General features: G+C 62.7%; 20 protein-coding genes. 5 read left to right on the top strand and 15 right to left on the bottom strand.

The genetic code is table 11. The features are described 5' to 3' along the window. The first annotated feature begins 124 nt into the window (after positions 1–124). Positions 125–1,459 (top strand): glucoamylase family protein, encoded by a 1,335-nt coding sequence (locus CO657_RS19345; protein WP_054182374.1) that lies wholly within the window; start codon positions 125–127, stop codon positions 1,457–1,459. 2 nt (positions 1,460–1,461) lie between these two features. Here CO657_RS19345 and CO657_RS19350 read toward each other — a convergent pair whose 3' ends face one another. The 6 genes from CO657_RS19350 to hglS form a co-directional block, all read right to left on the bottom strand. Beyond that, positions 1,462–2,499, bottom strand: a complete 1,038-nt coding sequence (locus tag CO657_RS19350) for an ABC transporter ATP-binding protein (protein WP_054182373.1) — start codon at positions 2,497–2,499, stop codon at positions 1,462–1,464. Continuing rightward, entirely contained in the window at positions 2,496–4,163 is a 1,668-nt protein-coding gene (locus CO657_RS19355; protein ID WP_054182372.1) for an ABC transporter permease, read from the bottom strand. Before CO657_RS19355 ends, CO657_RS19350 begins: the two co-directional genes overlap by 4 nt. A 63-nt stretch (positions 4,164–4,226) precedes the next feature. Then, on the bottom strand, positions 4,227–5,249 hold the full coding sequence (locus CO657_RS19360) for an iron ABC transporter substrate-binding protein (protein ID WP_054182371.1): 1,023 nt from the start codon (positions 5,247–5,249) through the stop codon (positions 4,227–4,229). A gap of 319 nt (positions 5,250–5,568) precedes the next feature. Further along, positions 5,569–7,107, bottom strand: a complete 1,539-nt coding sequence (gene amaB, locus CO657_RS19365; protein ID WP_054182370.1) for an L-piperidine-6-carboxylate dehydrogenase — start codon at positions 7,105–7,107, stop codon at positions 5,569–5,571. 25 nt (positions 7,108–7,132) lie between these two features. After that, complete coding sequence (locus CO657_RS19370; RefSeq protein ID WP_054182369.1) at positions 7,133–8,416, bottom strand: NAD(P)/FAD-dependent oxidoreductase; 1,284 nt, start codon at positions 8,414–8,416, stop codon at positions 7,133–7,135. Positions 8,417–8,481: 65 nt separating this feature from the next. Next, a complete protein-coding gene (hglS, locus tag CO657_RS19375) occupies positions 8,482–9,912 on the bottom strand; it encodes a 2-oxoadipate dioxygenase/decarboxylase HglS (protein WP_054182368.1) in 1,431 nt (476 codons plus the stop codon). A gap of 84 nt (positions 9,913–9,996) precedes the next feature. Here hglS and CO657_RS19380 point away from each other — a divergent pair, with 84 nt between their 5' ends. The 3 genes from CO657_RS19380 (at position 9,997) to CO657_RS19390 (ending at position 12,535) form a co-directional block, all read left to right on the top strand. Next, positions 9,997–10,905: a LysR family transcriptional regulator gene (locus tag CO657_RS19380; protein ID WP_037073418.1), complete on the top strand. Its 909-nt coding sequence runs from the start codon at positions 9,997–9,999 to the stop codon at positions 10,903–10,905. 70 nt (positions 10,906–10,975) lie between these two features. Next, positions 10,976–11,212, top strand: coding sequence for an Lrp/AsnC ligand binding domain-containing protein (locus tag CO657_RS19385; RefSeq protein ID WP_003567502.1), 237 nt, complete (start codon positions 10,976–10,978; stop codon positions 11,210–11,212). A gap of 144 nt (positions 11,213–11,356) precedes the next feature. Further along, positions 11,357–12,535, top strand: a complete 1,179-nt coding sequence (locus CO657_RS19390; protein ID WP_054182367.1) for a glycosyltransferase family 4 protein — start codon at positions 11,357–11,359, stop codon at positions 12,533–12,535. Between the two features lie 19 nt (positions 12,536–12,554). Here the strand turns inward: CO657_RS19390 and CO657_RS19395 are convergent, their stop codons facing one another. From CO657_RS19395 to epmA, 9 genes are all read right to left on the bottom strand, one after another. Continuing rightward, on the bottom strand, positions 12,555–15,866 hold the full coding sequence (locus CO657_RS19395; protein ID WP_054182366.1) for an oligosaccharide flippase family protein: 3,312 nt from the start codon (positions 15,864–15,866) through the stop codon (positions 12,555–12,557). A gap of 163 nt (positions 15,867–16,029) precedes the next feature. Beyond that, positions 16,030–17,208: a glycosyltransferase family 4 protein gene (locus CO657_RS19400; RefSeq protein ID WP_054182365.1), complete on the bottom strand. Its 1,179-nt coding sequence runs from the start codon at positions 17,206–17,208 to the stop codon at positions 16,030–16,032. 45 nt (positions 17,209–17,253) lie between these two features. Beyond that, positions 17,254–19,734 carry a glycoside hydrolase family 2 protein gene (locus CO657_RS19405; protein ID WP_054182364.1) on the bottom strand — a complete coding sequence of 827 codons (2,481 nt, stop codon included), beginning with the start codon at positions 19,732–19,734 and terminating at the stop codon, positions 17,254–17,256. Between the two features lie 16 nt (positions 19,735–19,750). After that, positions 19,751–20,731 (bottom strand): DUF1839 family protein, encoded by a 981-nt coding sequence (locus CO657_RS19410; protein ID WP_197283877.1) that lies wholly within the window; start codon positions 20,729–20,731, stop codon positions 19,751–19,753. Next, positions 20,722–21,630, bottom strand: a complete 909-nt coding sequence (locus tag CO657_RS19415) for an amino acid--[acyl-carrier-protein] ligase (protein WP_012559296.1) — start codon at positions 21,628–21,630, stop codon at positions 20,722–20,724. The genes CO657_RS19410 and CO657_RS19415 overlap by 10 nt, the downstream gene beginning before the upstream one ends. A gap of 4 nt (positions 21,631–21,634) precedes the next feature. Further along, on the bottom strand, positions 21,635–22,816 hold the full coding sequence (locus tag CO657_RS19420; protein WP_054182363.1) for an acyl-CoA dehydrogenase family protein: 1,182 nt from the start codon (positions 22,814–22,816) through the stop codon (positions 21,635–21,637). Continuing rightward, positions 22,816–23,067, bottom strand: a complete 252-nt coding sequence (locus CO657_RS19425; RefSeq protein WP_012559298.1) for an acyl carrier protein — start codon at positions 23,065–23,067, stop codon at positions 22,816–22,818. Before CO657_RS19425 ends, CO657_RS19420 begins: the two co-directional genes overlap by 1 nt. A gap of 262 nt (positions 23,068–23,329) precedes the next feature. Then, on the bottom strand, positions 23,330–24,382 hold the full coding sequence (locus tag CO657_RS19430) for a lysine-2,3-aminomutase-like protein (protein ID WP_054182362.1): 1,053 nt from the start codon (positions 24,380–24,382) through the stop codon (positions 23,330–23,332). Beyond that, entirely contained in the window at positions 24,379–25,440 is a 1,062-nt protein-coding gene (epmA, locus tag CO657_RS19435; protein ID WP_054182361.1) for an EF-P lysine aminoacylase EpmA, read from the bottom strand. Before epmA ends, CO657_RS19430 begins: the two co-directional genes overlap by 4 nt. 147 nt (positions 25,441–25,587) lie before the next feature. Here epmA and efp point away from each other — a divergent pair, with 147 nt between their 5' ends. Further along, the gene (gene efp, locus CO657_RS19440; protein WP_003589676.1) at positions 25,588–26,157 is read left to right on the top strand and encodes an elongation factor P; all 570 of its coding nucleotides are present in this window, start codon (positions 25,588–25,590) and stop codon (positions 26,155–26,157) included. Positions 26,158–26,250: the final 93 nt, after the last annotated feature.

Genomic DNA, 26,250 nt, shown 5'->3' on the forward strand with positions numbered 1-26,250 from the left:
AATTATTAACGACCACTTCCGCCCATTTGTGTTCTCTTATCCTTGCGAATCAAAAAGGTTTGATTTGCCCGGGGACGGCCGCCATGTTCAAGCATGGGGCGATGCAACAGTTGGGTAGGAGCCTATGCTGCAACGGATTGAAGACATTGATGCAGCACTCATCGACAGGCTGCAGCATTCGGCATTCAAGTATTTCCTGAAATATTCCAATCCCGAAAATGGCCTGGTGGCCGATACCTCGATCGGCGGCGTGCCGGCAAGCATCGCAGCCGTCGGCTTTGCTCTTTCCTCCTATCCCGTCGGTGTCGAGCGTTGCTGGATCACCCGCACGGAAGCCGCCGAACGCGTAGTCAATACGCTGCGTTTCTTCGCCGAGGCGCGCCAGGGCGAGGAACGCCACGCCACAGGGTATCGCGGCTTCTTCTACCACTTCCTGCACATGGATACCGGCAATCGCGCCTGGAACAGCGAGCTTTCGACCATCGACACAGCGCTGCTCGTCGCCGGCATCCTGACGGCAGCGCAGTATTTCGATCGCGAAGACGACGAGACGGAAACGGAAATCCGCGAGCTCGCGACCTTCATCTACGAGCGTGTCGACTGGCGCTGGGCCCTGAACAAGGGCGATACCATTGCCATGGGCTGGAAGCCCTCTTCCGGCTTCCTGCGCTGGCGCTATCACGGCTTCGACGAGGCGATCATCCTCTATGCGCTGGCGCTTGCCTCGCCGACACACCCCATCCCGCAATCGTGCTATGACGCCTTTACATCGAGCTATTCCTGGATGATGCACGGCGAACAGCCCTATCTCTATGCCGGGCCGCTGTTCATCCATCTCTTCTCCCATGCCTGGATCGATTTCCGCGGCATTCGGGACAAACCGATGGCCGAGCGGAACTGGGATTATTTCCGCAACACGCAGGTCGTCATCAACGTCCAGCGTGATTATGCCGAGCGCAATCCCGGCCAGTTCGTCGGCTATAACAGAAATATCTGGGGCTTTTCCGCCTGCGACGGTCCGCCGCCGACACGGCGCATGCGCGGCGGCCGCCAGCCGAAGGTTCTGGGTTATGCCGCCCGCGGCGCGCCGCTCGGCCCGGATGACGGCACGATCGCGCCCTGGGCGGCCCTTGCCTGCCTGCCCTATGACCGGCAGGCGGCTCTCGACGGCACCAAGGCGCTGCTGACCAGCTATCCGAACCTGCTCCTGGAAGGCGGCTTTCCCGGCGGCTTCAACCCGACGGTCAAGACCAAGCGGCCGGAAGGCTGGGTCGACGACCGCACCGTCGGCATCGACCAGGGTCTTGTGGTCATGACCATCGAGAACGAGCGCTCCGACTTCATCTGGAAGCTGATGCGGCAATCGCCGGCCATCCGCCTCGGGCTCGAGCGCGCCGGCTTCACCGGCGGCTGGCTGGACGGCATCGAGCCGGAAGAAGTGGTGCGCAAGTTCGGCTGAATTTAGCTTTCGAAAACATGCGCCTTGCCGGCGATATCCAAGCGAACGAGATCGCCTCGTGAGGGAAGCGCGACACTCGAGGTCTTGATCAGGATCGGCGGCAGGGCGACGCCGTCGAGCGAAACGGCAACGGTGCAAACCGCGCCGCCGAACTCCACCTCGACGACACGCCCGCCGTAACGACGATCGCCTTCATCGGCAACGACGCGAATCTGCTCGGGCCGCAGCATGATCTCCGCCTTGCCCTGCCGATTGCCTTCGACGGCGACGCTACCAAGCGCGCAGTCGGCCATACCATTCCGGATGATGGCGGGAAGCAGCACGGCATCGCCGAGGAACAGCGCCGTCTCGCGGTCCCTCGGATGCAGATAGAGGGATTGCGGCGACCCTGCCTGGATCAGTTGCCCTTCCCGCAGCACCGCCACCTGATCGGCAAAGGTCAGCGCCTCTTCCTGATCATGGGTGACGAGAATGGCGGTGATGCCGGCCGCCTTGAGAACGCGCGCAACCGCCTTGCGCATATTCTCGCGCAGCCCGGTATCGAGGGCCGAGAAAGGCTCGTCGAGCAGCATCAGCCGCGGCTTGCGGCCGAGCGCGCGCGCCAGCGCCACGCGCTGCTGCTGACCGCCGGAGAGCTGATGCGGGCGCCGCGCCAGCATGCCGCGGTCGAGCTCGACCATATCGAGCAGCTCGACGATGCGCTTGTCGCGATCCACAGCCCCCCGCTCGAAGCCGAAGCCGATATTCTCGGCAACGCTTAAGTGCGGAAACAGCGCCCCATCCTGCGAGACGATGCCGATGCCGCGTTTGTGGGCCGGCACCGTCGCGGGCCCGTCGGCGAGCACCTCGTCATTTAGCGTCACCCGGCCGATATCGGGCTGTTCGAAGCCGGCGATGATGCGGAGTAGCGTCGTCTTGCCGGAACCGGAGGGGCCGACGACGGCGGTGCGGCTGCCCGCCTGGACCTCGAGCGAAATATCCTTCAGCGCCTGCACGGGACCATAGCGCTTGCTGATGTTTTCGATCGTAAGCAGCGTCATTGGCCGGCGGTCCGTTTCGATTGGGTATAGAGCATAAGGGTGAGCGGCAGCGACAGAACGACCATCATGAAAGCATAGGGTGCCGCCGAGACATAATCGATCTCGCTGGTCAGCGACCAGAATTTCGTCGCCAGCGTATCGACGCCGTTGGGCGACAGCATCAGCGTCGCCGTCAGTTCGTTGGTGATGCCGAGGGCGGCCAGCGCCACGCTGGCGGCCGCGCCGGGTGCGGCAAGCCGCATGGTGATCTGCCGCACCGCCTGGCCGGGCGTGCGGCCAAGCCCCATCGCGGCGCGCTCCAGCTCCACCGGCGCCTGGGCGATGCTGGCGCGCAGCCCGACCATGGCCCGCGGCAGGAAAAGCATCACATAGGCGACGAGCAGCGTTGCGAAGGTCTGATAGAGCGGCAGCACCAGACGCACAGTGATCGTCACCAGCGCCAGCGCCACGACGACACCCGGCAGCGAGCCGACGTAATAATGGCAGGCTTCGAGCACGCGCTGGAAGCGTCCGGGCGCACGCACGGAAAGCCAGGCCATCGGGGCCGCGGCAATCGTCGCCAGCACGCCACCGACAATGGCAAGCACGATCGTCTGCAGGAAGGCGCTGCCGACCTCGATGCGCCAGATCTCGGCGCCGCCGAGATAAAGCCAGCGGCCAAGCGTCACCAGCGGCACGCCGAGCGTCAGCACCGCCAAGGCGACGGGCAGCAAAATCGCCGGCAGCATGAACCAGCCGAGCCGCCGGCGATCCGTGGGACGCGGCGAGCCGGTGCCGACGCGGGCATACCGTTCGTTGCCGCGCACCAGCACCTCGAAGCCGAGCAGAAAAAGACAGCAGGCGACGAGCACGCCGCCGAGCATGTTGGAGGCAGGGCTGTTGTAGGAGGACTGGAACTGGTCGACGATCGCCGTCGCGAAGGTGTCGAAGCGGATCATCACGAACAGGCCGTATTCCGACAGCAGATGCAGCCCGATCAGCAGCGAGCCGCCGCAGATAGCGAGCCGGAGCTGTGGCAGCACGGCCCGGAAGAACACCCGCCAGGGATTAAGGCCGAGCGAAGCCGCGGCATCTTCGATCACTGGATCGAGACGGCGCAGGGCTGCGGCGACCGGCAGGTAGAGGAAGGGATAATAGGCAATCACCGAGATGAAGACACCGCTCTGCAGGCCGCGCATGCCGGGGAGGAGGCTGACCCAGGCATAGCTGTGCACGAAGGCGGGCACGGCGAGTGGGGCGATGGCAAGCCAGGCCCAGAGCCTCGCAAAAGGAATGTCGGTGCGCTCGGTCAGCCAGGCAAGCGTTACGGCAAGCGCGATCGACAGCGGAATGGTGATCGTCTCAAGCAGGACCGTATTGACGAGCAGTTCGCCGACGCGCGGCCGGAAGACCAAAGCCTTCACCGTGTCCCAGCCGACGTCGTAGGTAACCCAGCCGATGAAGCCGAGCGGCACCAGACTGAAGATCGCGACGATGGTGGCAAGCAGGAGCACGGAGGCGTGCGGCATGCGCGCGCGCGGCAAACCCATGCGCGCGGCCTTCGGCGCGACCGGCGCCTCGTTGCCGGATGCGAGCAATCTGTTGTCCTGCAGCAAGGCCGATGCCTTCATACGCCGAAAAAGGAAGGCAACCGCCTTTGAGGAGCGGTTGCCGGATATCGTCATGCCCTAAGGTTTTCTTGAGCCAAAAGCAATAGTTTTGGCCGTGGCAAGCCTGCGGCAGAAGTGTCAGATCAGGCCGGCAGCCGTCATCAGCTCGACGACCTTCTTGCTGTCCAGCGTCGAAGCTTCGACCTTCGGAGCGTTGAGATCGGCAAGCGGCGTGAGCTTGTCGTTGGAGACAGCATCCTTACCGACGGCATATTCATAGGACGTGCCGTCCTTCAGAACGGCCTGGCCCGCCTTACTGGTGACGAACTTGAGGAAAGCCTGGGCTTGCTTCATGTGCTGGGTGGACTTCAGGATACCGCCACCCGAAACGCTGACGAAGGCGCCTGGATCCTGGTTCTTGAAATAGTGCAGGCCGACATTCTTGCTGTTCTCGCCGGTTTTCGCCTGATCGCCGAACCAGTAATAGTGATAGATAACAGCCCCTTCGACTTCGCCTGCATTGACCGCCTTCATGGCGACACTGTTGCCTTTGTACGGCGTGGCGTTGTCCTTGAGACCCTTCAGCCATGCCTTGGTGGCGTCTTCACCCTTCAGCTGCAGCAGGGAAGCGACAATGGCCTGGAAGTCGGCGCCAGCAGGCGCCGCGCCCCAGCGGCCCTTCCAGGCCGGGTCTGCGAGGTCGAGCATCGACTTCGGCAGCTTGTCTTCGGTGAGCTTCGTCTTGTCATAGGCAAAAACCGTGGTGCGCGCAGCAATGCCGGTCCACATGCCGTCGGCCGGGCGATACTGATCCGGCACCTGATCCAGCGTGTCCTTTTCGACGGGGGCGAAGAGGCCCGCGCCATCGACCAGCGTCATCGCCGGCGAATTCTCGGTCAGGAATACGTCAGCCGGTGAGGCGTCGCCTTCCTGGATGATCTGGTTGGCGAATTGCATGTCGCCGCCCTGGCGCATGGTGACCTTGATGCCGGTCTCCTTGGTGAAGGCGTCGATCCATTCGCGACCGAGGCTTTCGTGCTGGGCATTGTAGACAACGAGACCTTCGTCCTGCGCATGGGCGCTGCCGGCGAGCGCAGTGGCGGAGAGAAACGAAGCGGCAAGCGCAAGCGCCTGGGAAAAACGGTTGAGAGCAAAGTTCATGATGGCCTCCGTGGCAATGCCGCCCGAGCTGCGGCAAGGGCGATCAGAGGCGTATATTTTTCCTGACTGCCGATTTCAAGTTTGGCCTGCAAGGAAAAGTCATCACAATATCTTGACTAAATATTTCATATTAAAAGGGAATAAATCTCGATCAGTCGAAAAAGGCGGCATTCTATGCATGTCGCCCGGAAGTGTGCAGCGGTTCCGGGACAACGACATGCATCAAAAGAAGAGCTAAAGCGCGTCGCATGAATCGAATTGCGTGCGACGCGCTTTAGGGGGTGCCGCCTTCCATTTTCGAGCTTTTCTGCAAGCCGGATTATTCGACGTCGAACTTGACGCCCTGGGCGAGCGGCAGCGTTCTGCCGTAATTGATCGTGTTGGTGGAGCGGCGCATATAGGCTTTCCAGGCATCGGAGCCGGATTCGCGGCCGCCGCCGGTCTCCTTCTCGCCACCGAAGGCGCCGCCGATTTCCGCGCCCGATGGGCCGAGATTGACGTTGGCAATGCCGCAATCCGAGCCGCGGGCGGAAACGAAGGTTTCGGCTTCGCGCATGTCGTTGGTGAAGATCGACGACGACAGTCCCTGCGGCACGGCATTGTGCAGGGCCAGCACCGCATCGAAATCGCTGTATTTCATCACATAGAGGATCGGCGCGAAGGTCTCGTGCTCAACGGGGCCGGTCTGCGCAGGCATTTCGACGAGCGCCGGGCGAACGTAGAAGGCATCGGTCAAACCATTGCCGACGCGATCGCCGCCGGTCACCTTGCCACCGGCCGATGCCGCCTCGCCGAGTGCTGCCTGCATCTTCTCGAAAGCTTGGCCGTCGATCAGCGGTCCGACAAGCGTGCCTGTTTCGAGCGGATTGCCGATGGTGACGGAGCCATAGGCCTTCTGCAGCCGTGGCACCAGCTGGTCGTAGACGCTTTCATGCACGAAGAGACGGCGCAGCGTCGTGCAGCGCTGGCCGGCCGTGCCCATGGCAGAGAAGGCAACGCCGCGCAGCGTCAGGTCGAGATCGGCGCTCGGGCAGACGATCGCCGCATTGTTGCCGCCGAGTTCGAGAATGCCGCGGGCAAAACGCTGCGACAGGCGCGGACCGACGGCACGCCCCATGGCGGTCGAGCCGGTGGCGGAGACGAGCGGGATCTGCGGATGGTCGACGAGCACTTCGCCAACCTCGCGGCCGCCGATGATCAGCGTCGACAGATTGGCCGGCGCCGCGCCGCCCTCGGCGATGAAACGCTTCAGCGCCTTTTCGAACAGCGCCTGCACGGCAAGTGGGGTCAACGGCGTCTTTTCCGAGGGCTTCCAGACGGTGGAATTGCCGCAGACCATCGCAAGTGCTGCATTCCACGACCAGACGGCGACCGGGAAGTTGAAGGCGGAAATGATGCCGACCACGCCGAGCGGATGCCAGCTTTCCATCATCCGATGCTCGGAGCGCTCGGTGGCGATCGTCAGGCCGTAGAGCTGGCGGGAAAGGCCGACGGCGAAATCGCAGATATCGATCATCTCCTGCACTTCGCCGAGACCTTCCGAGGTGATCTTGCCGACCTCGATCGAGACGAGACGGCCGAGCGCCGTCTTTGCCGCACGCAGTTCCTCGCCGAGCAGGCGGACCAGTTCGCCGCGCTTCGGCGCCGGCACGGAACGCCATTCGAGGAAGGCCCTATGCGCCTCTTCGATCGCCGTCTTCGTCTCGGAGACGGTGTGCTCCCTGAGTTTACCGATTTCCTTGCCCGTCACCGGCGAGGCGACGGAAAGCGTGCCGCCGTGATAGCGGCCGGCGTCAACGCCGAGTTCGGCAAGCAGCTTGGCGGTTTCGGTGGCGAGATCGAGGACGGCGATAGTCATTGTCGTGGTTCCAATCTTATTGTTCTCAGAAGCGGGCATCGGCGAAATGGGCGACCTGAGCGCCGGCTTCGTACCATAATTCCTTGAGCGCACGGAAGCTCGGCTCGGTCGGTGATGTCAAAGGCAGCGGCAGATCGGCTTCGGTCAGCCGGCCGAGGATATGCTCGGCCAGCGTCCGGCCGAACACCGTGCCGGGGGCAATGCCGCGGCCATTGTAACCCGAAAAGCCGATGACACCGGGCGCGAATTTATGAAAGCGTGGCAGCGCATTGTCGGTCATGCCGATCTGGCCATACCATTCGCACTCGAATTCGACATCGCCGATAATAGGGAAGAGCCGCTTCAGGGCGCGTTTGGCCCAGCCTTTGTGCACGGCAAGCCCTGTATTGCGCAGCGCTCCGACACTGCCGAAAACGAGACGCCCGGCCTGGTCCATGCGGAAGGAGGAAAGGATTTCCTTGGTATCCCATGCGCCTTCCCGCCCCGGCAGGATCGACTGGCGCAGATTGTGACCGAGCGGCACAGTGGCGAAGTTGAAATAGGGCAGATAGACCTGCTCGTTGCGCACCTGCTCGAAGGGGCCGGTGCTGTAGGCATCGGTTGCGACGATGATCCAGTCCGCGCTGACCTCGCCCTTTGCGGTCCTCACCGTCCAGCGGCTGTCGTTTTGCTCCGTTGCGACGACCGGGCTTGCCGTATGGATGGCGACGCCCGATTTGACGGCGGCATGGGCAAGGCCGCGCGCATAGGCCAGCGGCTGCAGCGTGCCGGCGCGCATGTCGAGCAGCGAACCGGTATAGGCATCGCTGCCGATGCGTCTGGCCGTCTCCGCCGCATCGAGCAGTTTCACGGGCGCGCCGCGCGCGGCCCATTGCGTCGCGCGATCCTCGATCTCCTTCAGCCCGTCGGCGCCGACAGCGCAATGCAGCGTGCCGTTGCGCTCGAGTTCGCAGGCAATCCCGTGCCTGTCGATCAGTTCCATGACGAGCTTCGGCGCATTGCCGAGCAGCTCGAGCAGACGTTCACCATGCACCGGGCCAAGCACGCCGGGCAGATCGTCAGGCATCACCCACATGCCGGCATTGACTAGGCCGACATTGCGCCCCGCGCCGCCAAAACCGATCTCCTTCGCCTCCAAGAGCACCACCTTCGACCCGGCTTCGGCAAGATGCAGGGCGGAGGAGAGACCGGTATAACCGCCACCGACGATAACGACATCGGCCGACACTGCGCCTTCGAGAGGCGAGGTGGCCGGCGGCTCGGCTGCGGTCTTTTCCCAGAGGCCGTGGGAGCGCGGATCATTCAGCATGGTCTAGTCCGATCGGAACGAAATCGCGGTACTCTAACGCATATGATGAAGTGTTGAAGGCCATTTTACGCGACGGTCTTCAGCTGCAGCGGGGCGAGGCCCAGCGCTCCCATCGCCGCATCCAGCGAGGCGGCTTGGCGCTCGGCATAAAGCGCCAGCTCGTCCTGAACGGTGGCGCCGAGCGCCGCCTCGAAGGCGTCGCGGTTCGAATGCGTCGCATAATTCTGCTGCTGGTCGGTGCCGAGGTTCGATTGAAAGATGCCGGCGGCGCTGACTGGCAGGAAGTCTTCGTAGACGATCGGCGAGAAGGCAAGGTAACCCTTGGCGATCAGCGCTTCCGGATCCTTGGTTAGCGTGCCGTTGACCGCGGCGGCAATGCCCGCAGGCGTCGCGCAATAGCGGAAGAAGGCGAGACCTTGCCTGCGCAGTTCGTCCCAGCTGTCCGGCAGCGCCTTGAAGCGCTCGGCGAGTTCCTGGTCGTAGGCGCCGGCCTTGGCGCCGCCGGCGCCGACCTGCACTTCGCCGCGAACCGAGGCAAGCAGCCGGTCATAGAGCGCCCGGCCCTTGGCCGTCAGCGCCACGCCGCGCTGTTCGATCTCGCCGAAACGGGCGGTGTGCGTTCCTTGAACCGCGTCCGCGTCACCGGCAAAGACGATCGTTTCCTCCAGCGCCTTGAAGCTCGTCTGCCGCAGCAGAATATCGCAATGGCGACGCGGCGGGCCTTCGATGACGGCCTTCGGCGTGATGCCGCGTTCCGGCATGCGGGCCTGGACCACGTCGATATCGAGCGTGCGCGGCGTCAGATGGTTGATATGCGGCCCCTTGAAGCTGACGACGTCGGCGATCAACCGGTGCGCATCATGCAGGCGCTTGTAGGTTTCGGCGCTGACCGTCGCCTCGCCATGCCAGCGGAAGGTTTCAAGCGCCTCGGCGACGAACTCCGTCGCCTCCGCCTCCGTCAGGCCGCCATTCTGCTCGTGGCGCTCGATCAGCGCGACGGCGCGCGGCGTATAGATGCGCCGCTTTGCCAGGATAGCTTCGGCTTCGCTGCGCAGCCCTTCGTCCTCGATCAACTCCAATCGCAGCAGCGAGGTGAAGACGCGGAACGGATTGATGTTGAGTGCGGCCTCGTCGATCGGCCGGAAACAGGTGGAATGAACAGGCACGCCCGCGACCGAGAGATCGTAATAGCCGACCGACTGCATGCCCATGACCGCAAACAGCCGGCGGATGGTGAAAAGCTCTTCCGCCGTACCGAGCCGGATGGCGCCGTGGCGCTCGACATCGATGCGCTCCAGTTCGCCGGCGCCGGCAAGCCGCTCGCGCAGTTCGGGATTGTTTTTGAGGCAGCCGGCATTCACATCCGCCACCAGTTCGATCAGCGTGCCATATTGCGGCACCTCCGCCCGATACATCTGCGACATCGCTTCGGTGAAGAGCGAGCGGATACGGTCAGTGGAAACGAAGGCGTGCGGCATTTGAAAACTCCGGCTCATTCCGTTTTTGCAGGACGAGCCTCTTTACAACGACCAGAAAGGCGGAAATATCGACATTTTGGAAATAGCTCATTCTGAAATGGAATGAACATGCTCGCTTCAAGACGTTTTCTGCCGTCGATTTCACATCTCGCCGCCTTCGAAGCCGTTGCCCGCACCGGCAGCGTCACGGCCGCCGCCCGCGAACTCGATCTGACGCAGAGCGCCGTCAGCCGCCAGGTGAGCGCGCTGGAGGAGCAGCTTGGCGTCGAACTCTTCCTGCGCGAACGTCAGACCATGCGGCTGACGCCGGCCGGCGACAGTTATGCCCGCGAGATCCGCGAGGCGCTGCGGCGCATATCGAGCGCCTCCTTAAACCTGCGCGCCAATCCGCATGGCGGCACGCTCAATCTCGCCATTCTGCCGACCTTCGGCACGCGCTGGCTGGCGCCGCGCCTCGGGCGCTTCCTCGCTGCCAATCCGGGCGTGACGATCAATCTGGTGACCCGGCTTTCGCCTTTCGATTTCCGCCTCGATTCGATCGACGCCGCCATCCATTTCGGCCATCCGCACTGGCCGGGCGCCGAACTCGCCTTTCTGATGTCGGAGCGCACAGTGCCGGCCTGCAGCCCGGATTTTCTCAAGCGATACACGATCTCTGGGCCGCAGGATCTGCTCTCCGTTCCGCTGCTGCATCTGACGACGCGGCCCGATGCCTGGGAGCAATGGTTCGCCGGCAACGGCGTGTCTTTCGAAAGCGTGCACGGCATGCTCTTCGACCAGTTCGCCACCGCCGCGCAAGCGGCGATCGCCGGTCTCGGCATCGCTCTCTTGCCGACATTTCTGATGCAGGAAGAGCTGCGGCGCGGCGATCTGGTCGCCGCTGTCGACCGCGAAATGGAAAGCCGCGAGCGCTATTATCTCGCCTTTCCGCCCGAGCGCGCCGACTATGCGCCGCTTGCCGCCTTCCGCGACTGGATCGTCGCGGAAGCGGCCGCCGAGCCGGCGGCGTGACGAACGGCTTGCATCGGCATGGCGCTTTCGACCATTATATCAGCCAAACAACCCTTTGCAGGAAATCCCCATGAAGCCGATCTTCGTCCAGCTCCAATGCGCCCCCGGCAAGACCTATGAGGTCGCCGACGCCATCTACCAGACCGAACTGGTCTCGGAGCTCTATTCTACGAGCGGCGACTACGACCTGTTGCTGAAGGTCTACATCGAGGAAGGCCAGGATATCGGCAAGTTCATCAATGACAACATCGCCAATATCCCCGGCATCGTCCGCTCGCTGACGACCCTGACTTTCAAGGCCTTCTAACTTCCGTCAGACCCGGTTAACCTTTTTACGAAGAATCGCCTCTCGGGATGCCGCTTAAACCACGGCTTAACGCCTGAGATATCTGGTCGTTGCTATAAGAATTACGTCTCGACATGAGGCGGCATGTGCAGCGATAGGTGGAAAATGGCGATCGTCGAGGCAGACAGGATGCGCGAGAGGCCGCAGCCGGAAACGGCGCCGCTAATCGTCCATGTCGTGCGTCAGTTCCTGCCCAACCGCGGCGGGCTGGAAGACGTCGTCGCCAATCTCGCCCGCCAGACCGTTCGCCGCGGTTATCGCGTCCGCGTCGTCACCCTCGACTCGCTGTTCACTGCGCCTGAAGACAAGCTGCCGCCGCGCGAGGATATCGACGGTATCGAGGTGGTGCGCATTCCCTGGTCCGGCAGCAGCCGTTATCCGCTGGCGCCCGAGGTCTTTCGCCATCTCGGCGATGCCGATCTCGTGCATGTCCATGCCATCGACTTCTTCTTCGACGCGCTCGCCTGGGGCCGGCTGCTGCACCGCAAGCCGATGATCGTCACCACCCATGGCGGCTTCTTCCACACCAGGAAATACGCGGCGATCAAGAAAATCTGGTTCCGGACGCTGACCCGTGCTTCGGCACTGGCCTACCGGCGCGTCGTTTGCTGCAGCGCCTCCGACCTCAAGCAGTTTTCCGAAATCGCGCCCGATAGCCTGCTGATCGAAAACGGCGCCGATATCGGCAAATTCGCCGACATCGCGTCGCGCCGGGCAAGACGCCGCATCGTCACCATCGGCCGGTTCTCGGTGAACAAGCGCCTGGACCATTTGCTCGATGCGATGGCCGTGCTGAAGACCCGCAATGCGGAATGGCATCTCGACATCGTCGGGGCCGAATCCGACCTGAACCGGGCCGACGTCGAAGCCGCAATCGAAGGCCGCGACCTGTCCGGCCGCGTCACCCTGCACGTCTCGCCCGATAACGGTGCCATCCGGCGCATCATCGCCGAGGCCTCGCTCTTCGCCTCCGCTTCGGAATATGAAGGTTTCGGCCTGGTGGCGCTGGAGGCGATGAGCGCCGGCCTGCTGCCGGTGCTGAACGCCAACGACGCCTTTACGACACTTGCCGGCCGGCATCCCGTCATCACGCTTACCGATTTCACCAATCCGGAGACCGCCGCGACCGGGATCGAAGCGGCTTATGAAACGCTCGCACGCCAGCCGGACGCCGTCCGCGCCGGGCTTCTCGACGCCGCGCGCGGTTACTCCTGGGACATCGTCGCCGGGCGTTATATCGATCTCTATCGGTCGCTGAACGTCGCCACCGTAGACAACATCTAGATCACCTGCCTGAAATTCCTCACGCCCTCGCCAGCCGGATGATCTCGTCGAGCACGAATTTGCGCGATTGCGGCGGCGTCAGATTGTGGTCGGCATCCGGCAGCATCAGCAGCCGCACGTTCGGATAGCGGGAAAGCTTGGTGCCGCGCGGCCCGAAATGGAAATAGACATGGTCGAGCCCGACATCGCCCTCGCTGTAGATCAGCGTCAGCGGCACCTTGCGCTTGCCGAACTGCGCGAAGGAATGCCGGACCTCGCGGGCAATATGGCGCCGGTCGGGAAGCAGCTCGAGCAGCGGCGCGATAAAGGGCGACAGACGCCGGCCGCCGGCGATGACAATATTCTGCAGCGCCGACACCACGTCCACCTGGCCGCTGAGCAGCCGCTTCAGCGTGTCCACCCGCGCCAAGCGCTGACCGTAATCATCGAGGCTGCGGGGGACGGAAACGACATGCTCCCGGCGCACCGGCACCTCGGGATCCCAGTAATAGACGAAGGGATTGATCGAGACGACAGCTTTCAACCGCTCGTCGGCGACGCCGGCGCGGAAGGCGACGTAACCGCCGCTGCATCTGCCGGCCACCATGACCGGACCCGCAACGACGCTTTCGAGCAGATCGAGCGCGGCAACCGCATCCTCGGTCTGCGTGCTGGAATAAAGCACCTGCTCCGGTGCATCCGGCCGCGGCGGGCTGTCTCCGACATTGGCGGAATCGAAGCGCAGCGAAACGACGCCCTGGCGGGCGAGCTCACGCGCCATATCCACTGTCGTCCGTCCCCAGCCGGCATGCCGGTCATAGGCCGTCGACAGGAAGAGCACGGCATTGCCCTTGATCTCGCCGAGCGGCCGGCTGACGACGCCGACCAGATGGTCGTGGCTGCCAAAACGCACCGGTGTTTCGACAAAACCCTCGCCGGCAAGCGGCAGGTTGTCGATCACAGCCGGCGAATGGGCCGCGGATGTCTCCGTCGTCACCCTCTCCAGCCACGTCTTCAGCAACTCGACGACCTCAGCCGGCGTCTTGGCAAACAGCGGATTGGTGGCGAGCTCGTCATAGCCTTCGAAAACCGTCTGTTCGACATCGGCGCCGAGCGCCTTCAGCGCATCGGCAAAACCGGTATCGTCGGCCTTGGCGGGACGCTCGAGGATCAGATAACGCGACGCCGCAAGCCCCTGCGGCGCCGCGATGTTGAGCTTACCGAGCTCGGCGGCGATCTCTTCGGGCATGACGAGCCCGGCGATCTGCACCTTCGCGGTCTGGACATGCTCCTTGCCGAGGCCGAGATCGGCATCGATGATCTTGGACCACATGTTGAGTTCGCGCAGATAGGCTCGGCCGCTCAAAACCGGCGCCAGCATGACGAGGCTGTCGACGCCTTCGATCGAGGCGCCGATGCGATGGGCAAGCGTTGCGCCGAGCCCCTGTCCGATGAGGATGATATGGTCGCAGCCGCTCAGTAATTTGAGCTTGGCGGCCGCCGCGCGGATCGAATTTTCCCAGGTTTCCAGCCTTGCCGGCAGAGCGCCGAAATCGAGCGCATCGCCTGTGCCGCGATAGTCGAAACGCAGGCTCGCCACGCCGATATCCGAGAAATGCTCGGCGGCCACACGGAAGAATTTGCGGCTGCACATTTCCTCGAAACCCCAGGGGCTGACGAAGAGCACGGCGGCCGAACGCTTCTTCGCTAGCGGGTTTTCAGGCATGAACAGCCCGATCGTGCCGTCGAAGACGACAGGCAGGGCAGCGTTGCGGCCGGCGCCCTCGGCCGGTTCGAGCGAAAATTCCCCGGGCGCGACCTTGGCGCGGTCGGGCTCGCCCGGAAGCCGCGGCGCAATGAAATTGATCGCATAGCCCACAGGGCGCTGCAGCACGCGCGGCATCTTGGCGAGAATGGAGCGCATGACCTCGACATCTTCGGCCGGCATGACGCGCAGCAGGCGGAGTGCCACGAGATAGCAGAATGTGCCGGCAAGGATCGCGGCGACCAGACCGACCGGACCCTGGATGAATTCCAGCACAGAGAGCGCCCCGCAAGCACAGAGCACGGCGGCAAGCATCACCTTCGTCAGGCTTGTGTAGAGGCCCGAAAGCTGGGATCCGAATCCTGTCTGTCTGATCATCATCACCGACATCGCAACGAAGACGAGGATGCGCACGAGTGCGGCACCCTCGGCTGCAAGCCTAGGTATGATCAGTAAACAACCGACTACCATCAGAAGGCCACCTATCACACTGATGTTCAGGCGGGAGCGGGCCCTGTCCATCGACAAGAGGTAGAGGCTGAGGATCTGCATGAAGGTATAGGCGGGCGCAACCAGCGCAAGCAGCGCCACCACCGTGCCGCTGCGGCGGAACGCTTCGCCGAACACCACGAGCACCAGTTCGCTGGAGATCGCCGCCAGCCCGAGGCTCATCGGCAATACGATATAGGCCATGCTGCGGGTGACGGCGGCGAAGACCTCGACCGGCAAGGTCGAATCGTCGCTGTTGTGCCGCCGCTCGGAATAATAGGGCAGCAGGCTGCCGGTCATCTGGATCGGCAGTTGCAGCGCGATATTGGCGATCGACAGACCGACGGCGTAGTAGCCGACCATCTCCACCGACCAGAACTGCTGCAGGAAGAGCAGCTCGAGCCGGTTGAGGAAGATCGAATCGATGATGAACTGGATCGACAGGATGACGGAGGAGGAGGCGAGAGCTTTCAGCGAGACCCCGCACCAGTCGCGCCGCGCAAGCAGGATCGGCAGCGTGGCGAAAAACAGGACGAGCTGGCCGAACGCATAACCGACGAGCACACCCTCGACCCCATAAAAAACGGCACCGGCGGCAACGCCGGCAAGCTGCACGATCGAGACGGCAACCGTCAGCCGGAAGAAGGCGCCCAGTTTCTTTTCGCCGATCAGGTAGAATTTGACGAAGGATCCGATCGCCTGGACGAAAAACAGCACGCCGGTGACCAAAGCGACGGACGGCGCGGTATCGGCCCAGTGCATCTCCTCCGACGTCAGGAAGAACAGCGCGTAGAGCGCCAGCAGCACGACGGTCGAAAACATCATGAAGCTGACGAGGATGGCGGCAAAACCCCGCCGCCGGCGCATGTCGTAACCTTCCGCCGAAAGCTGCGGCAGGGTCTTCAGAAGCGTGATGCTGGAACCGAGCTCGGCGATCGAGGCGCCCGTGACCACCAGCCACAGCGAGAAGGCGACGATGCCGTTGGCCTCCGGCCCGAGCAACCGCGCGGTTATGATCGACGAAACGAATCCCGTCAGCAACAGCAGCATGCCTGCTGCCGCATTCATCACCGAATTTGCGATAATACCCTTCGACATCTGTCCATCCGCCGGCATCGGCCTAAAGCGCGCTGTAGCTCTTTGTTTTTACGCATGCCGTTATCGCAAACCGCCGCACACTTTTGCGCGCCATGCTCTAAAGCCGCATACCCGTCATCTCTAATGCGAAAATGTTAAAATAAAGCGGAGTGACGACCTCACCTTAGCTGGATTGCATCGCCGCCAGCGCCTGGAGCGCCCTCTCATAGCTGTTCTCAGCGAGATAGTGCCGTAGGAACTCCCGCGCTTTCTCGGCCTTCCCCAGCGCGAGCTCGGGCGCGCGGAAGATGTCGGTCAGATGTGCGGCCGCGGCTTGCGGAGAAGGATCCGCCCAGACCGCGCCCTCAAGCCCGGCAAATTCGGGATGGGTATCGACGACGGGGATCAGAGGAGAAGCGACCAGCCAGCTATTGCCGGGGTCGCAGAAATCCGCTGTGCCCGACCAGGCCGTGGAGATAACGGGTGTGCCCTGCATGATCGCCTCGGCGACCGTCAGCCCGAAACCCTCGGAACGATGCAGCGAAAGATAGGCGTCGGAAGTGCGGATGATGCCGTTGATATCGGCGTTCGACAGCCTGTCGGTGACGATCCTGATCCGGGCGTCGCCCGCAACCGAAGCGACCAGCGCGCTCAGGGCTTCATCCTTGTTCACATCGCCGCTGGCCTTCATCAACAGGAAGGCGCTTGGGGCGTCGGCGGCAAATATCCTGAAAGCCTCGATGACGGCCTGCGGATTTTTCCGGTTGATCGACGAGCCTGCGCTGAAGATGAAGCTGACGAGAAAGGCGTCCTTCGCAATGCCGAACCTCTCCCGCATGCCTTCGGTCGCCGGCGCCTCGATCACCGGATGCGGAACGACGATGACCGGTGCCTTGGTGAGTGGCGCAATCGCCCGCCGGGTGAATTCCGACGGCACGAAGACGGCGTTCATATAGTGCATGGCATTGCGCCATTCCGCCGGCACCACTTCGAGTTCCCAGGCGAAATAGCCGATATTGAAGGCGCGGGTGAAATTGCCGACACCCTTCTTCAGGATGGCGCGCGGCAGCATCGGCGGATTGAGGTGCCAGATCCGACTTCCCGGCGGCTCGGTAGAAAGACGCGACGACGTCCATCCGGGGAAGGACGTCTCGTCCGGATGCGTGCTGACGTCGGAGAGCGAAATTGCCCTTCCCGCCTCCGACAAAGCACCGGCGCAAAGCCTTGCCGATTCGCCGACGCCGACAGCCATCGAGAGATAGCCGACGATTTCCACTGGCCGGCGCGGATTGAAGGCAAGACGCGATCGCGGGATCAGCCGCTGCAGGACATGGGCACGCAAAAAGCGGTATGTCGTTCTCAAATCACGGTCTTTCTCAATGGATGGGCATCGTTTTCGCGGAGAGCGTCAGCCCGAGAGCACGACACGATGCGAACTGCCTAGACTTCTGATCTCGCCTGCAGGCGCAATATCGCTCTCGGTGCCCGGCAGCGCGTGGAGTTTCACGCGCCGCATCGCGCCGGGGGCGAGATGGAACCAGTCGTCATCGGGCCGGTAGCCGTCGACGTCGATATGCACCGATTGCGCCAGCCGGTCGGTCCTGAGATCGACGAACCAGTCGTCGCCGTCTCTTCCGAGCGATGCCTCGATGCCTGCTTCATGCAGCGCCTTGTCCCGTCCGCAGGGAAAGTGGAAGCTTTCCGCCAAAATGGCGCCATCCGCCAGCGAACGCAGGCGCGCCACACTGACATCATGCGACGGCGGTCCGAAACGGAAGGCATAGGTCGTATCGAAGAAGGCGCCGAACAGCGCGGTCGCGGCAAGACGCTCCGTGTCCCTTGCCGCCAGCTTGAAGGCTCTGCTGCCGCTGACGACCTGCTGCTTTCCGTCGCGCAGGCAGACGACCTCGAGCTCGACGTCGAGGTCCGCATCCGTCTCGTTGACGACATGCACGTCGAGGCCGTTGGTTCCCTCGTCGGTGAACACCGTCTGCACCGGCCGGAAGGCACGGCGCATCGCATACCAGACCGGCTTCGGCTCGCCGGTGGAATCGATCGCCCCCCAGCCGGGCCCGGGCAGCAGGTCCTGCAGCGTCCAGACGAGCGCGCCGTTGCAAGCCGAACCCTTGCGCCGCCATTCGGCAAAGGTCTGCTCGATCACCTCGCCGGTGACGGCGCGGGAGAAATCGAGATAAAGTTGCTGGTCTTCGCGCCGCAGCCGGGCCGGATCGAAACCATAGAGAAGCTCCAGATAGAAATCGCGAACGTCCTCGAAATCCCAGGATGCGCTGCGGTCGCGCGGCACGCGAGCCTTCCAGAGCGGGCTGTGGACTGAGGGCACGTCGAGATGACGATGCAGCGTCCTTTGCTGCGGCACATGCGCAAACGCAAGACTTTCGGAGGCAAAACGCACATCCGCACGGCGCGCATCGGCAATCGGCTGCATATAGGCGCCGACACCGTAATAATGGGCGATACCGGCATTCGGTGAAAACGGCATCGCCCCGCCATAGGGCGAATTCGGAACATAGGGCACGTCGGGACGCATGCGCGTGACGATGGCCGGGATGATTTCATCGGTGACCGGCCCGCTCCAGAATTCCACGGGCAGACCCAGCATCGCCGCCTGCTGATGGATTTCGCTGCCGCCGCAGAGCACCGCCAGCGATGGCGACGCCTGGACGCCGTGCAGGAATTCCTCGACCTCCGCATGCACGTGGCCGAGAAACGCCTTGTCGTTGCGCGGATAATCGAAATTGGCGAACATGAAATCCTGCCACACCAGCAGGCCGAGTTCGTCGCAAAGCGCGAAGAAATCCGGTGTCTCATAGGCCATGGTACCGCCGATGCGGATCATGTTCATGCCGGCTTGCGCCGCCAGCCGCAGGAACGGCTCATAATCCGCCCGCGTTCCCGGCAGACGGACGATATCGGCTGTCGTCCACACCGCGCCGCGGCAAAAGATGCGTTCGCCGTTGATAAGGAGCGCGAAGTCGTCGCCATCGGCGCCACGCTCGACCTCGATCCGCCGGAAGCCGGTCGTGCCGAGGGAATATTCCACACCGTCGGAAACCAGCGCTAAATCGTAAAGACGCGGGAGGCCATGGGTGTGCGGCCACCAGGGCTCGATGTCGGCAAGCTTGAGGATAGCCGAGTAATGACTGTCGCCGATCTTCTCGAAAGGCTGCTCCATGCCGCCGCAGCGCAACAGCATTGCCGGATCCTCGGCATTGCTGTGCAGGGAAACGCTGAGACGGCCGACGCCATTCTCGTCCAACACGGCGCGGACGGAGACATTGTCGATCGAGACGGGGTTGCGCCGCACCAGCGAGATCGGCCGCCATGGCCCGACCGCATGGATATCGGGGCACCAGCCCGGCATATGGCCGAGCAGCGTCGTGCGGAAATTTTTGAGACCCGCCGGCGTGATCATCTGCGGCCGCCAGCGTGCACGCGGGCCAGGCTCCGACAGGCGGGGGCCAAGCGCCCGGAAACACAGCGCCAGCTCGTCGCCGCCGACAAGCGTTACCGGAATTTCATGGGCCGTGAACATGCTCTCGGAAAACAGGATTTCCTGGCCGTTGAGGAAGACATGGCAAAGCGTGGCAAGTCCCGCGAAACGCAGGATAGCTTCACCCGGCTCGGCATCGAACAGCCGGCAGAGATACCAGGCATCCCTGGTGTTCAACGGCTCTGGATTTTCCCGGTCGAACAGTCCGGCCTTTTCAAGTGCTGCAGCAACGGTGCCGGGAACGGGGGCGGGAATGAACTGCGCGGAAAGCGGAATGTCATGCGGCACGGCGCAGGCGCCCGGCTCCGTCAGGATCAGATTCCAGCCTTCGGAAAGCAGGCTTTCCTCGGCACCGATGCTTGCCAAACGCCCCCGCATGGTCAGATCTCCGGCCTCAGATTCGCTCCGCAAGCGATGTCATCATGGAATCCCATGCATCGGCGGCCGGATCAAGGGCTACCTGCAGCGGCTCGAACTTCCGGCGGGCGATGGCGCGGGCAAGCTGGAACTGCACCGATTTCGCCGTATCCGAAATGCGCCTTGCATGCTCGGCGGCGACGGCGAATTCATCAGCAGAAAGCCAGGCCAGATGATCGGCCGCCAGCTCGAAGTTGGCGCCGACCTGGCGAAGCGTATTGAAGGCATATTTATGGAAGAAGCCGAACGACCGCTCCGCCACCGCCTCGACCTGCTGCGGAAAGACGGCTGCAAAGGCGCGGATCGGATTTTCGCGGGGACGCCTGTTGAAATGAACGCCGGCAAGCCGCCGGGCGGTCTGGCGCAGATGCGCTTCGTCAGCGGGCTTTTCCGGGAACCGTGCAAATTCCGTATAGGGCAGGAACGGCGGCTCGTTCTCCGTCAGCTGCAGCTGGAACAGCCCATCGAAATCCTCGCCTTCGAGGCGGAAATAGCCGGCATTGTGGAAATAATCGACGCGCTTGGCCGCAACGTCCAGCCGGTTGATCGCAACCGTCGTCTTGCCGTGCTCCTGCCGGTAAGCGGTGCCGCGCGTATCCGGCATGTAGAAGGAATCCATCTCGACCAGGCAGAGACGGCCCCGCGCGATCTGGACGTCGACATGGCGTTCGACACGGTCGTAGATGGCAAGCTCGGTCGCGCGAATGCCGTAGAGCGCGTCGAGATCCTCGAGCGGCACCTTGAAGAAGGTGAACTGATCGCCCTCGAAATCCTGCGTCAGGGTGAAACCGAGCATCGCCTCGGGCGCTACACCCGAGGTCGCCAGCACTTCGATCCAGAGATCGACGTAGCAATTGGTTTCCGGCCAGGCACGCTCGCTGGAATGCAGCGCGTGCTGACGGTAGGTTTCCGGGTCGATCCCCGAAAATACCGATGTCATCGACCGGCTCAGCCCCACAGCGCTTTCCGCACGTTGGCCGGCCATTCCTTCACGTCGAGCCCGTGATGGTGGAAGAGGGCAAGCGCGATGCGCTCCAGGCCGAAGCCGACGCAGGCGGTGTGCGCCACGCTGCCGTCTTCGAGGTTCAGACCCCACTTCAGGCCAAATGAATCCTGATGGTAGTTGAAGCTCATGCAGGCGGTCGGATTGGCAGTCGAGGTGATCGGGATCAGCAGCTCGAACTTCAGGTTCTGGTCGCGCTGATTGTTGACCATCATCTTGCCGGCACGGCCGAAGAACGGGTCGTTGGCAACGTCGATGGTCACATCGAGGCCGAGCTGCTTCATCATTTCGACACCGCGATCCATCCATGTCTGACGGAAATCGGTGACGTGCTGCTCCGTGCCCATGCAGACATATTCACGCATGCGGAACAGCTGCTGGCGGGCGGGATCCTTCGAAGGCTCGTGGCGGAAGCAATAGGACTGCAGATCGAACAGGCCGCCCGTCTTCGGCAGGTTGCCGCGCTTGGCGACCGTCGGATAGAGCGGGTAGCAGGCAGCCGGCGTCAGCACGATATCGGTCGCCTTCTGGTCCTTGGTCCAGTCGTCGCCGACTTCCATGCACTGCAGCAGGCTCATATGATCGAGCTCGCTGCCGCAGAAGCTGTGCACCGTGCCGGCGAGCTGCGGGAAGCTCTTCATGTAACCGCTCTTTTCGAAGAGCGCGACGTTCATGCCGGGCGGGAAACGCATCGCCTCGGCGCCGTCGGCGCCGCCGAACGTGTCGATCAGCCGTTCGAAAGCGGTAATGACATCTTCGAACTGGCCGCTGCGGCCATAGAGACCATCAACGCCGGTATCGATCAGCAGGCCGGACTCGAAGAGCCGGTCGAGAAACGAGGTCTGCATATCCATGGCTTTACCCCAGTAGGCTAGTGTCCTGCTTGTGGACGAGAAGCATGCTCGACGTATTGCCGAGGATACGGTCGTTCGAAATCATGAGCTGTGCGGAATGTGCGTCGCGCAGATGGCGTCCGAGGCTGAAGGGCGTGCCGTTCTTGTAGCCCATGATGCCGCAGATCAGCATGGCATGGTTGACGATCTCCAGGATCGTCTCGGAAGAGGCGATCTTGACGTTGTTCATCGCCACGGCAAAGCCCATCGAGGACAGCCTGTCGACATCGGCCTTCGCATCCTCATAGGCCTTGAGCCCGGCAACCACGTTGGATTTGACCATCTGCAACAGGCTCGAGACTTCGGCCAGGCGCAGCGCGCCGGGCGGCTGAGTATCGGGCGCCTTGCGGGCAGCGGCGCGCACAAAAGCCTGGGCGCGTGCGACGGCATCGACCGCGATACCGTACCAGACGCCGCTCCACAACAGGTGCGACGAGGCGAGCATCGATTGTGCCGCGATCTCGGCGAAAGGCTTCGGCAGGATCTGACGCGCCGGCGCTTCGCCCTTGAAGAGGAAACCGTCGGAGCAGGTGCCGCGCATGCCGAGCGTATTCCAGGCGTGCGTCTTCTCGAGCGTGTACTGGTCCTTGAGGAAGGCCGTCAGCACTTGGTCTGAGGAAGCCGCCTGCGCATGGGCACGCGAGGTGATGAGGATGGCGTCGGCGTGCGAACCGTAGGAAATGACGGTCGCATCCTTTTCCAGGCGGCAGGTATCGCCGTCGACTTCGACAGCGCAAATGCTGTTGCGCAGGTTTCCGCCGATACCGCCCTCGGTAGTGGCCGATGCGATCAGCAGCTGCTCGGCGGCAATGCGACGCATGAAGTCGCTATGCCATTCGCTGTCGGCGCCATGTTCGACGAGGCTCGACAGCTTGATGTGATGCATCGCGAAGACCATGGCGCTTGCAGCGCAGGCCTGGCCGAGCATCGAGCACAATTCGGCGATCTCGGTGATCGAGGCGGATTCGCCGCCGAATTGGCGCGGCACCTGGATGCCGAGCAGCCTTTCGGCCTTCATGGCATCCACGGCTTCTCTGGGGAAGCGGGCTTCGACGTCGACCGCATCGGCGTGTTTCGCCGCGATTTCGGCGACGCGGGCGACCCTTGCGACAAGACCGTCCTGCATGATCTTGACGGGGAAATTCATCAGGCGACCTTCCGGCTGTCCCGAATGAGATCGACCGTCCTGGCGATCGCCGAGATGCTCGCGAAGGATTTGCGGTTCAGGAGATTGTCGGGAAATTCGATGTCGAAGGCTTCTTCGATGCCAAGCATCAGTTGCACCGAAGCAAAGGACGTCAGACCTGCCGCATAAAGATCGGCATCGTCGGCGACCTGGTCGATCGATGCCGGAAGTTTGCCGAATTTGGCTACGAGGTCGCGGATTGTCTTATTCATCCCATCACTCCAAGATTCTCATGATCCCGAACCGGCGTTCATCGCCTTGTCATGAGCGTTCTTTTAGTGCGGAAAACAGAAAATTCCGCTAATTTATAGCGTTAAATATGACTAAGGCTCACAGTTAGGATTTTAGCGATTGCCGTGGCCGGAGTTACAATATCGATTTTAAATCAACGTCTTACGCTGATTTCGTCGACGGCGCTCGACGCAATTTTCGCCGCAGCGAGTACAGAAATGACACGGAAATCGCCGTTTCACGTCATTCAGCGGGTGGGTAGGAATGCTCGTCACCGCGATAATCCGAGACGGAATAACATCCATCACCCCTGGCCTGCACGGTGCTGCCGCTGACGACGGTCTTGCCGTAACCGCCCGGAATATCGAGGATGTAGGTCGGCTGGCAGAGCCCGGAAATCCGTCCGCGCAACGCCGCGACGATCCTTTGCCCCTCTTCGATCGTCAATCTGAAATGGCCGGTGCCCGGCGCCAGATCCGGGTGATGCAGGTAATAGGGTTTGACGCGGATTTCGACGAAAGCCTTCATCAGCGCCGCAAGCACGCCGGGATCGTCGTTGACGCCTTTGAGCAGCACCGACTGGCTGACCATGGCGATGCCGGCGTCGATGAGACGGGCGCAGGCCGCACGCGCTTCCGCCGTCAGTTCCCTGACATGATTGGCATGCAGCGCCACATAGACCGTCTTGCCGCTCGCCTTTAGCGCGTCGACCAGCGCCGCGTCGACCTTGTCGGGATCGACGACGGGAACACGCGTGTGGAAACGCACGATCTTCACATGCGCAATGTCCGCCAAGGCCTCCATGATGTCGCGAAGGCGGCGCGGAGACAGCACCAACGGATCGCCACCGGTGAGGATGACCTCCCAGATCTCCTCGTGGCCTCTGATATAATCGAAGGCTGCCTGCATCGCCGCCGCATCGAGCGTGCCGAGACCCTGCGGCCCAACCATTTCGCGCCGGAAGCAGAAGCGGCAATAGACCGGGCAGACATGCACGGCCTTCAGCAGCACGCGATCGGGATAGCGGTGAACGATGCCTTCGACCGGGCTATGGGCTTGATCGCCAATCGGATCGGCGCGTTCTTCGGGCAAGACCGTCAGTTCGGCGGCATCGGGCACGAACTGACGCGCGATCGGATCATCGGGATCGGCGCGATCGATCAGCCTGGTCATGTCGGGCGTCAGGGCAATCGCATAACGCGCGGCAACCTCCTCGAGCGCTCTGCGATCGGCCGGCGCGACCAGCCCCGCCATCACCAGATCGTCGACGCTCTTGAGCGGCTTGACGACATTCATCGTCCATACTCCGCGACCGGCGCCCAGAGCACCTGATCGATGCGCGACGCTCCCGTCGCCAACATCACCAGCCGGTCGAAGCCGAGCGCGATGCCGCTTGCCTCGGGCATCAGCGAAAGTGCGGCGAGGAAATCCTCGTCGATCGGATAGGTCTCGCCATAGATACGCGCCTTCTCGGCCATCTCGATCTCGAACCGCCGGCGCTGCTCGGCAGCGTTGGTCAGTTCGCCGAAGCCGTTGGCAAGTTCGACGCCGCAGGCATAGAGCTCGAAACGCTCGGCAACCCTCGGGTCGCGGGCCGAAGGGCGCGCGAGCGCTGCCTCCGAGACCGGATATTCGTCGAGGATGGTGATGCGGCCGAAGCCGAGATGCGGCTCGATCTTTTCGACCAGCACCCGGCTGAACAAATCGGCCCAGCCGTCGTCATCGGCAACACGCATACCGACACGCTTCATCTCGGCCGCGAGATGATCGCGATCGGTCGAACCGCCGGCGGCGACTGAAGAGAGAAGATCGATACCGGCATGGCGCTCAAAGGCTTCGGCAACGCTGATCCGCTCCGGACCGGCAAAAGGATCACTCGCGCCGCCGCGATAGGCAAGCTTTTCGGTCTTCACCGTTTCGGCCGCCAGCGCCAGGATCCGCACACAATCCATCATCAGGCTCTCATAGCTTTCGCCGGCCCGGTACCATTCGAGCATGGTGAATTCGGGATGGTGCAGCGGCCCGCGCTCGCGGTTGCGATAGACATGGGCAAAACACGAGATACGTTCTTCACCCGCCGCAAGCAGCTTCTTGCAGGCGAATTCCGGCGAGGTGTGCAGATAGAACGGCGCCTTTTGCCCGTCCGTCGTCAGCGCTTCCGTGGCGAAGGCATGCAGATGCGCCTCGTTGCCCGGCGAGATTTGCAGCACCGCCGTATCCACCTCGAGGAAATCTTCGCGCGCGAAAAAGCCGCGCAGCGCCGCCTGGATCGCATTGCGCCCGATCAGGAACGGGCGGCGGTCGGCATGCACGGACGGGGTCCACCAGGGGGACGCTTTCGCCGAAGAGTTCATTCCAAGCTTTCTTCGCCGGAGAAGCCGGTATGGGGATGGCTATTTCCCGGATTTTAGGTTAGTTGCGCCCCAAAGAAAAATATTTGCGTCTCAGAGGCGTCTCGACAGTCATCTACGACGCCGAAAGCCGAGTTACAAGGAAGTCTTATGGTCAAGGTCATCGCCTCTTCGGTCCGCAAGGGCAACGTTCTCGATGTCGACGGCAAGCTCTACGTCGTTCTCACCGCCCAGAACTTTCACCCGGGCAAGGGCACGCCGGTCACCCAGGTCGACATGCGCCGCATCGTCGACGGCGTGAAGGTCTCCGAGCGCTGGCGCACCACCGAACAGGTCGAGCGCGCCTTCGTCGAGGACGTCTCCTTCCAGTATCTCTATGAAGACGGCGAAGGCTTCCACTTCATGAACCCGGGCAACTACGATCAGGTCGTGGTCGATGTCGAAACCATGGGCGATCAGAAGGCCTATCTGCAGGAAGGCATGTCCTGCATCCTGTCGATCCATGAAGGCATTCCGCTCGCGCTCGAACTGCCGCGCCACGTGACGCTCGAAATCACCGAGACCGAGCCGGTCGTCAAGGGTCAGACGGCATCGTCTTCCTACAAGCCGGCCATGCTGTCGAACGGCGTGCGCACCATGGTGCCGCCGCACATCAATGCCGGCACCCGCGTCGTCATCGCAACGGAAGACAATTCCTACGTCGAACGCGCCAAGGACTGATCCTGGCTCTCACTTCACGCAAAAGGCCGGTTTCGACCGGCCTTTTTTATGTCCGCTGCATGTCGCCCGGAAGTGTGCAGCGGTCCGGGATAA

Source organism: Rhizobium acidisoli (genome assembly GCF_002531755.2).
GTDB lineage: Bacteria > Pseudomonadota > Alphaproteobacteria > Rhizobiales > Rhizobiaceae > Rhizobium > Rhizobium acidisoli.

Bases quoted from the DNA above. Each gene is read 5' to 3' on its own strand.
- CO657_RS19405 (WP_054182364.1), bottom strand. From the start codon at position 19,734: ATGCGGGGGCGTTTGGCAAGCATCGGTGCCGAGGAAAGCCTGCTTTCC.
- CO657_RS19430 (WP_054182362.1), bottom strand. From the start codon at position 24,382: ATGAATGTCGTCAAGCCGCTCAAGAGCGTCGACGATCTGGTGATGGCG.
- hglS (WP_054182368.1), bottom strand. From the start codon at position 9,912: ATGAGCCGGAGTTTTCAAATGCCGCACGCCTTCGTTTCCACTGACCGT.
- CO657_RS19385 (WP_003567502.1), top strand. From the start codon at position 10,976: ATGAAGCCGATCTTCGTCCAGCTCCAATGCGCCCCCGGCAAGACCTAT.
- amaB (WP_054182370.1), bottom strand. From the start codon at position 7,107: ATGACTATCGCCGTCCTCGATCTCGCCACCGAAACCGCCAAGCTGCTT.
- CO657_RS19355 (WP_054182372.1), bottom strand. From the start codon at position 4,163: ATGACGATATCCGGCAACCGCTCCTCAAAGGCGGTTGCCTTCCTTTTT.
- CO657_RS19415 (WP_012559296.1), bottom strand. From the start codon at position 21,630: ATGGATATGCAGACCTCGTTTCTCGACCGGCTCTTCGAGTCCGGCCTG.
- CO657_RS19345 (WP_054182374.1), top strand. From the start codon at position 125: ATGCTGCAACGGATTGAAGACATTGATGCAGCACTCATCGACAGGCTG.
- CO657_RS19425 (WP_012559298.1), bottom strand. From the start codon at position 23,067: ATGAATAAGACAATCCGCGACCTCGTAGCCAAATTCGGCAAACTTCCG.
- CO657_RS19420 (WP_054182363.1), bottom strand. From the start codon at position 22,816: ATGAATTTCCCCGTCAAGATCATGCAGGACGGTCTTGTCGCAAGGGTC.
- CO657_RS19370 (WP_054182369.1), bottom strand. From the start codon at position 8,416: ATGCTGAATGATCCGCGCTCCCACGGCCTCTGGGAAAAGACCGCAGCC.
- CO657_RS19360 (WP_054182371.1), bottom strand. From the start codon at position 5,249: ATGAACTTTGCTCTCAACCGTTTTTCCCAGGCGCTTGCGCTTGCCGCT.
- CO657_RS19390 (WP_054182367.1), top strand. From the start codon at position 11,357: ATGGCGATCGTCGAGGCAGACAGGATGCGCGAGAGGCCGCAGCCGGAA.
- efp (WP_003589676.1), top strand. From the start codon at position 25,588: ATGGTCAAGGTCATCGCCTCTTCGGTCCGCAAGGGCAACGTTCTCGAT.
- epmA (WP_054182361.1), bottom strand. From the start codon at position 25,440: ATGAACTCTTCGGCGAAAGCGTCCCCCTGGTGGACCCCGTCCGTGCAT.
- CO657_RS19380 (WP_037073418.1), top strand. From the start codon at position 9,997: ATGAACATGCTCGCTTCAAGACGTTTTCTGCCGTCGATTTCACATCTC.
- CO657_RS19395 (WP_054182366.1), bottom strand. From the start codon at position 15,866: ATGTCGAAGGGTATTATCGCAAATTCGGTGATGAATGCGGCAGCAGGC.
- CO657_RS19350 (WP_054182373.1), bottom strand. From the start codon at position 2,499: ATGACGCTGCTTACGATCGAAAACATCAGCAAGCGCTATGGTCCCGTG.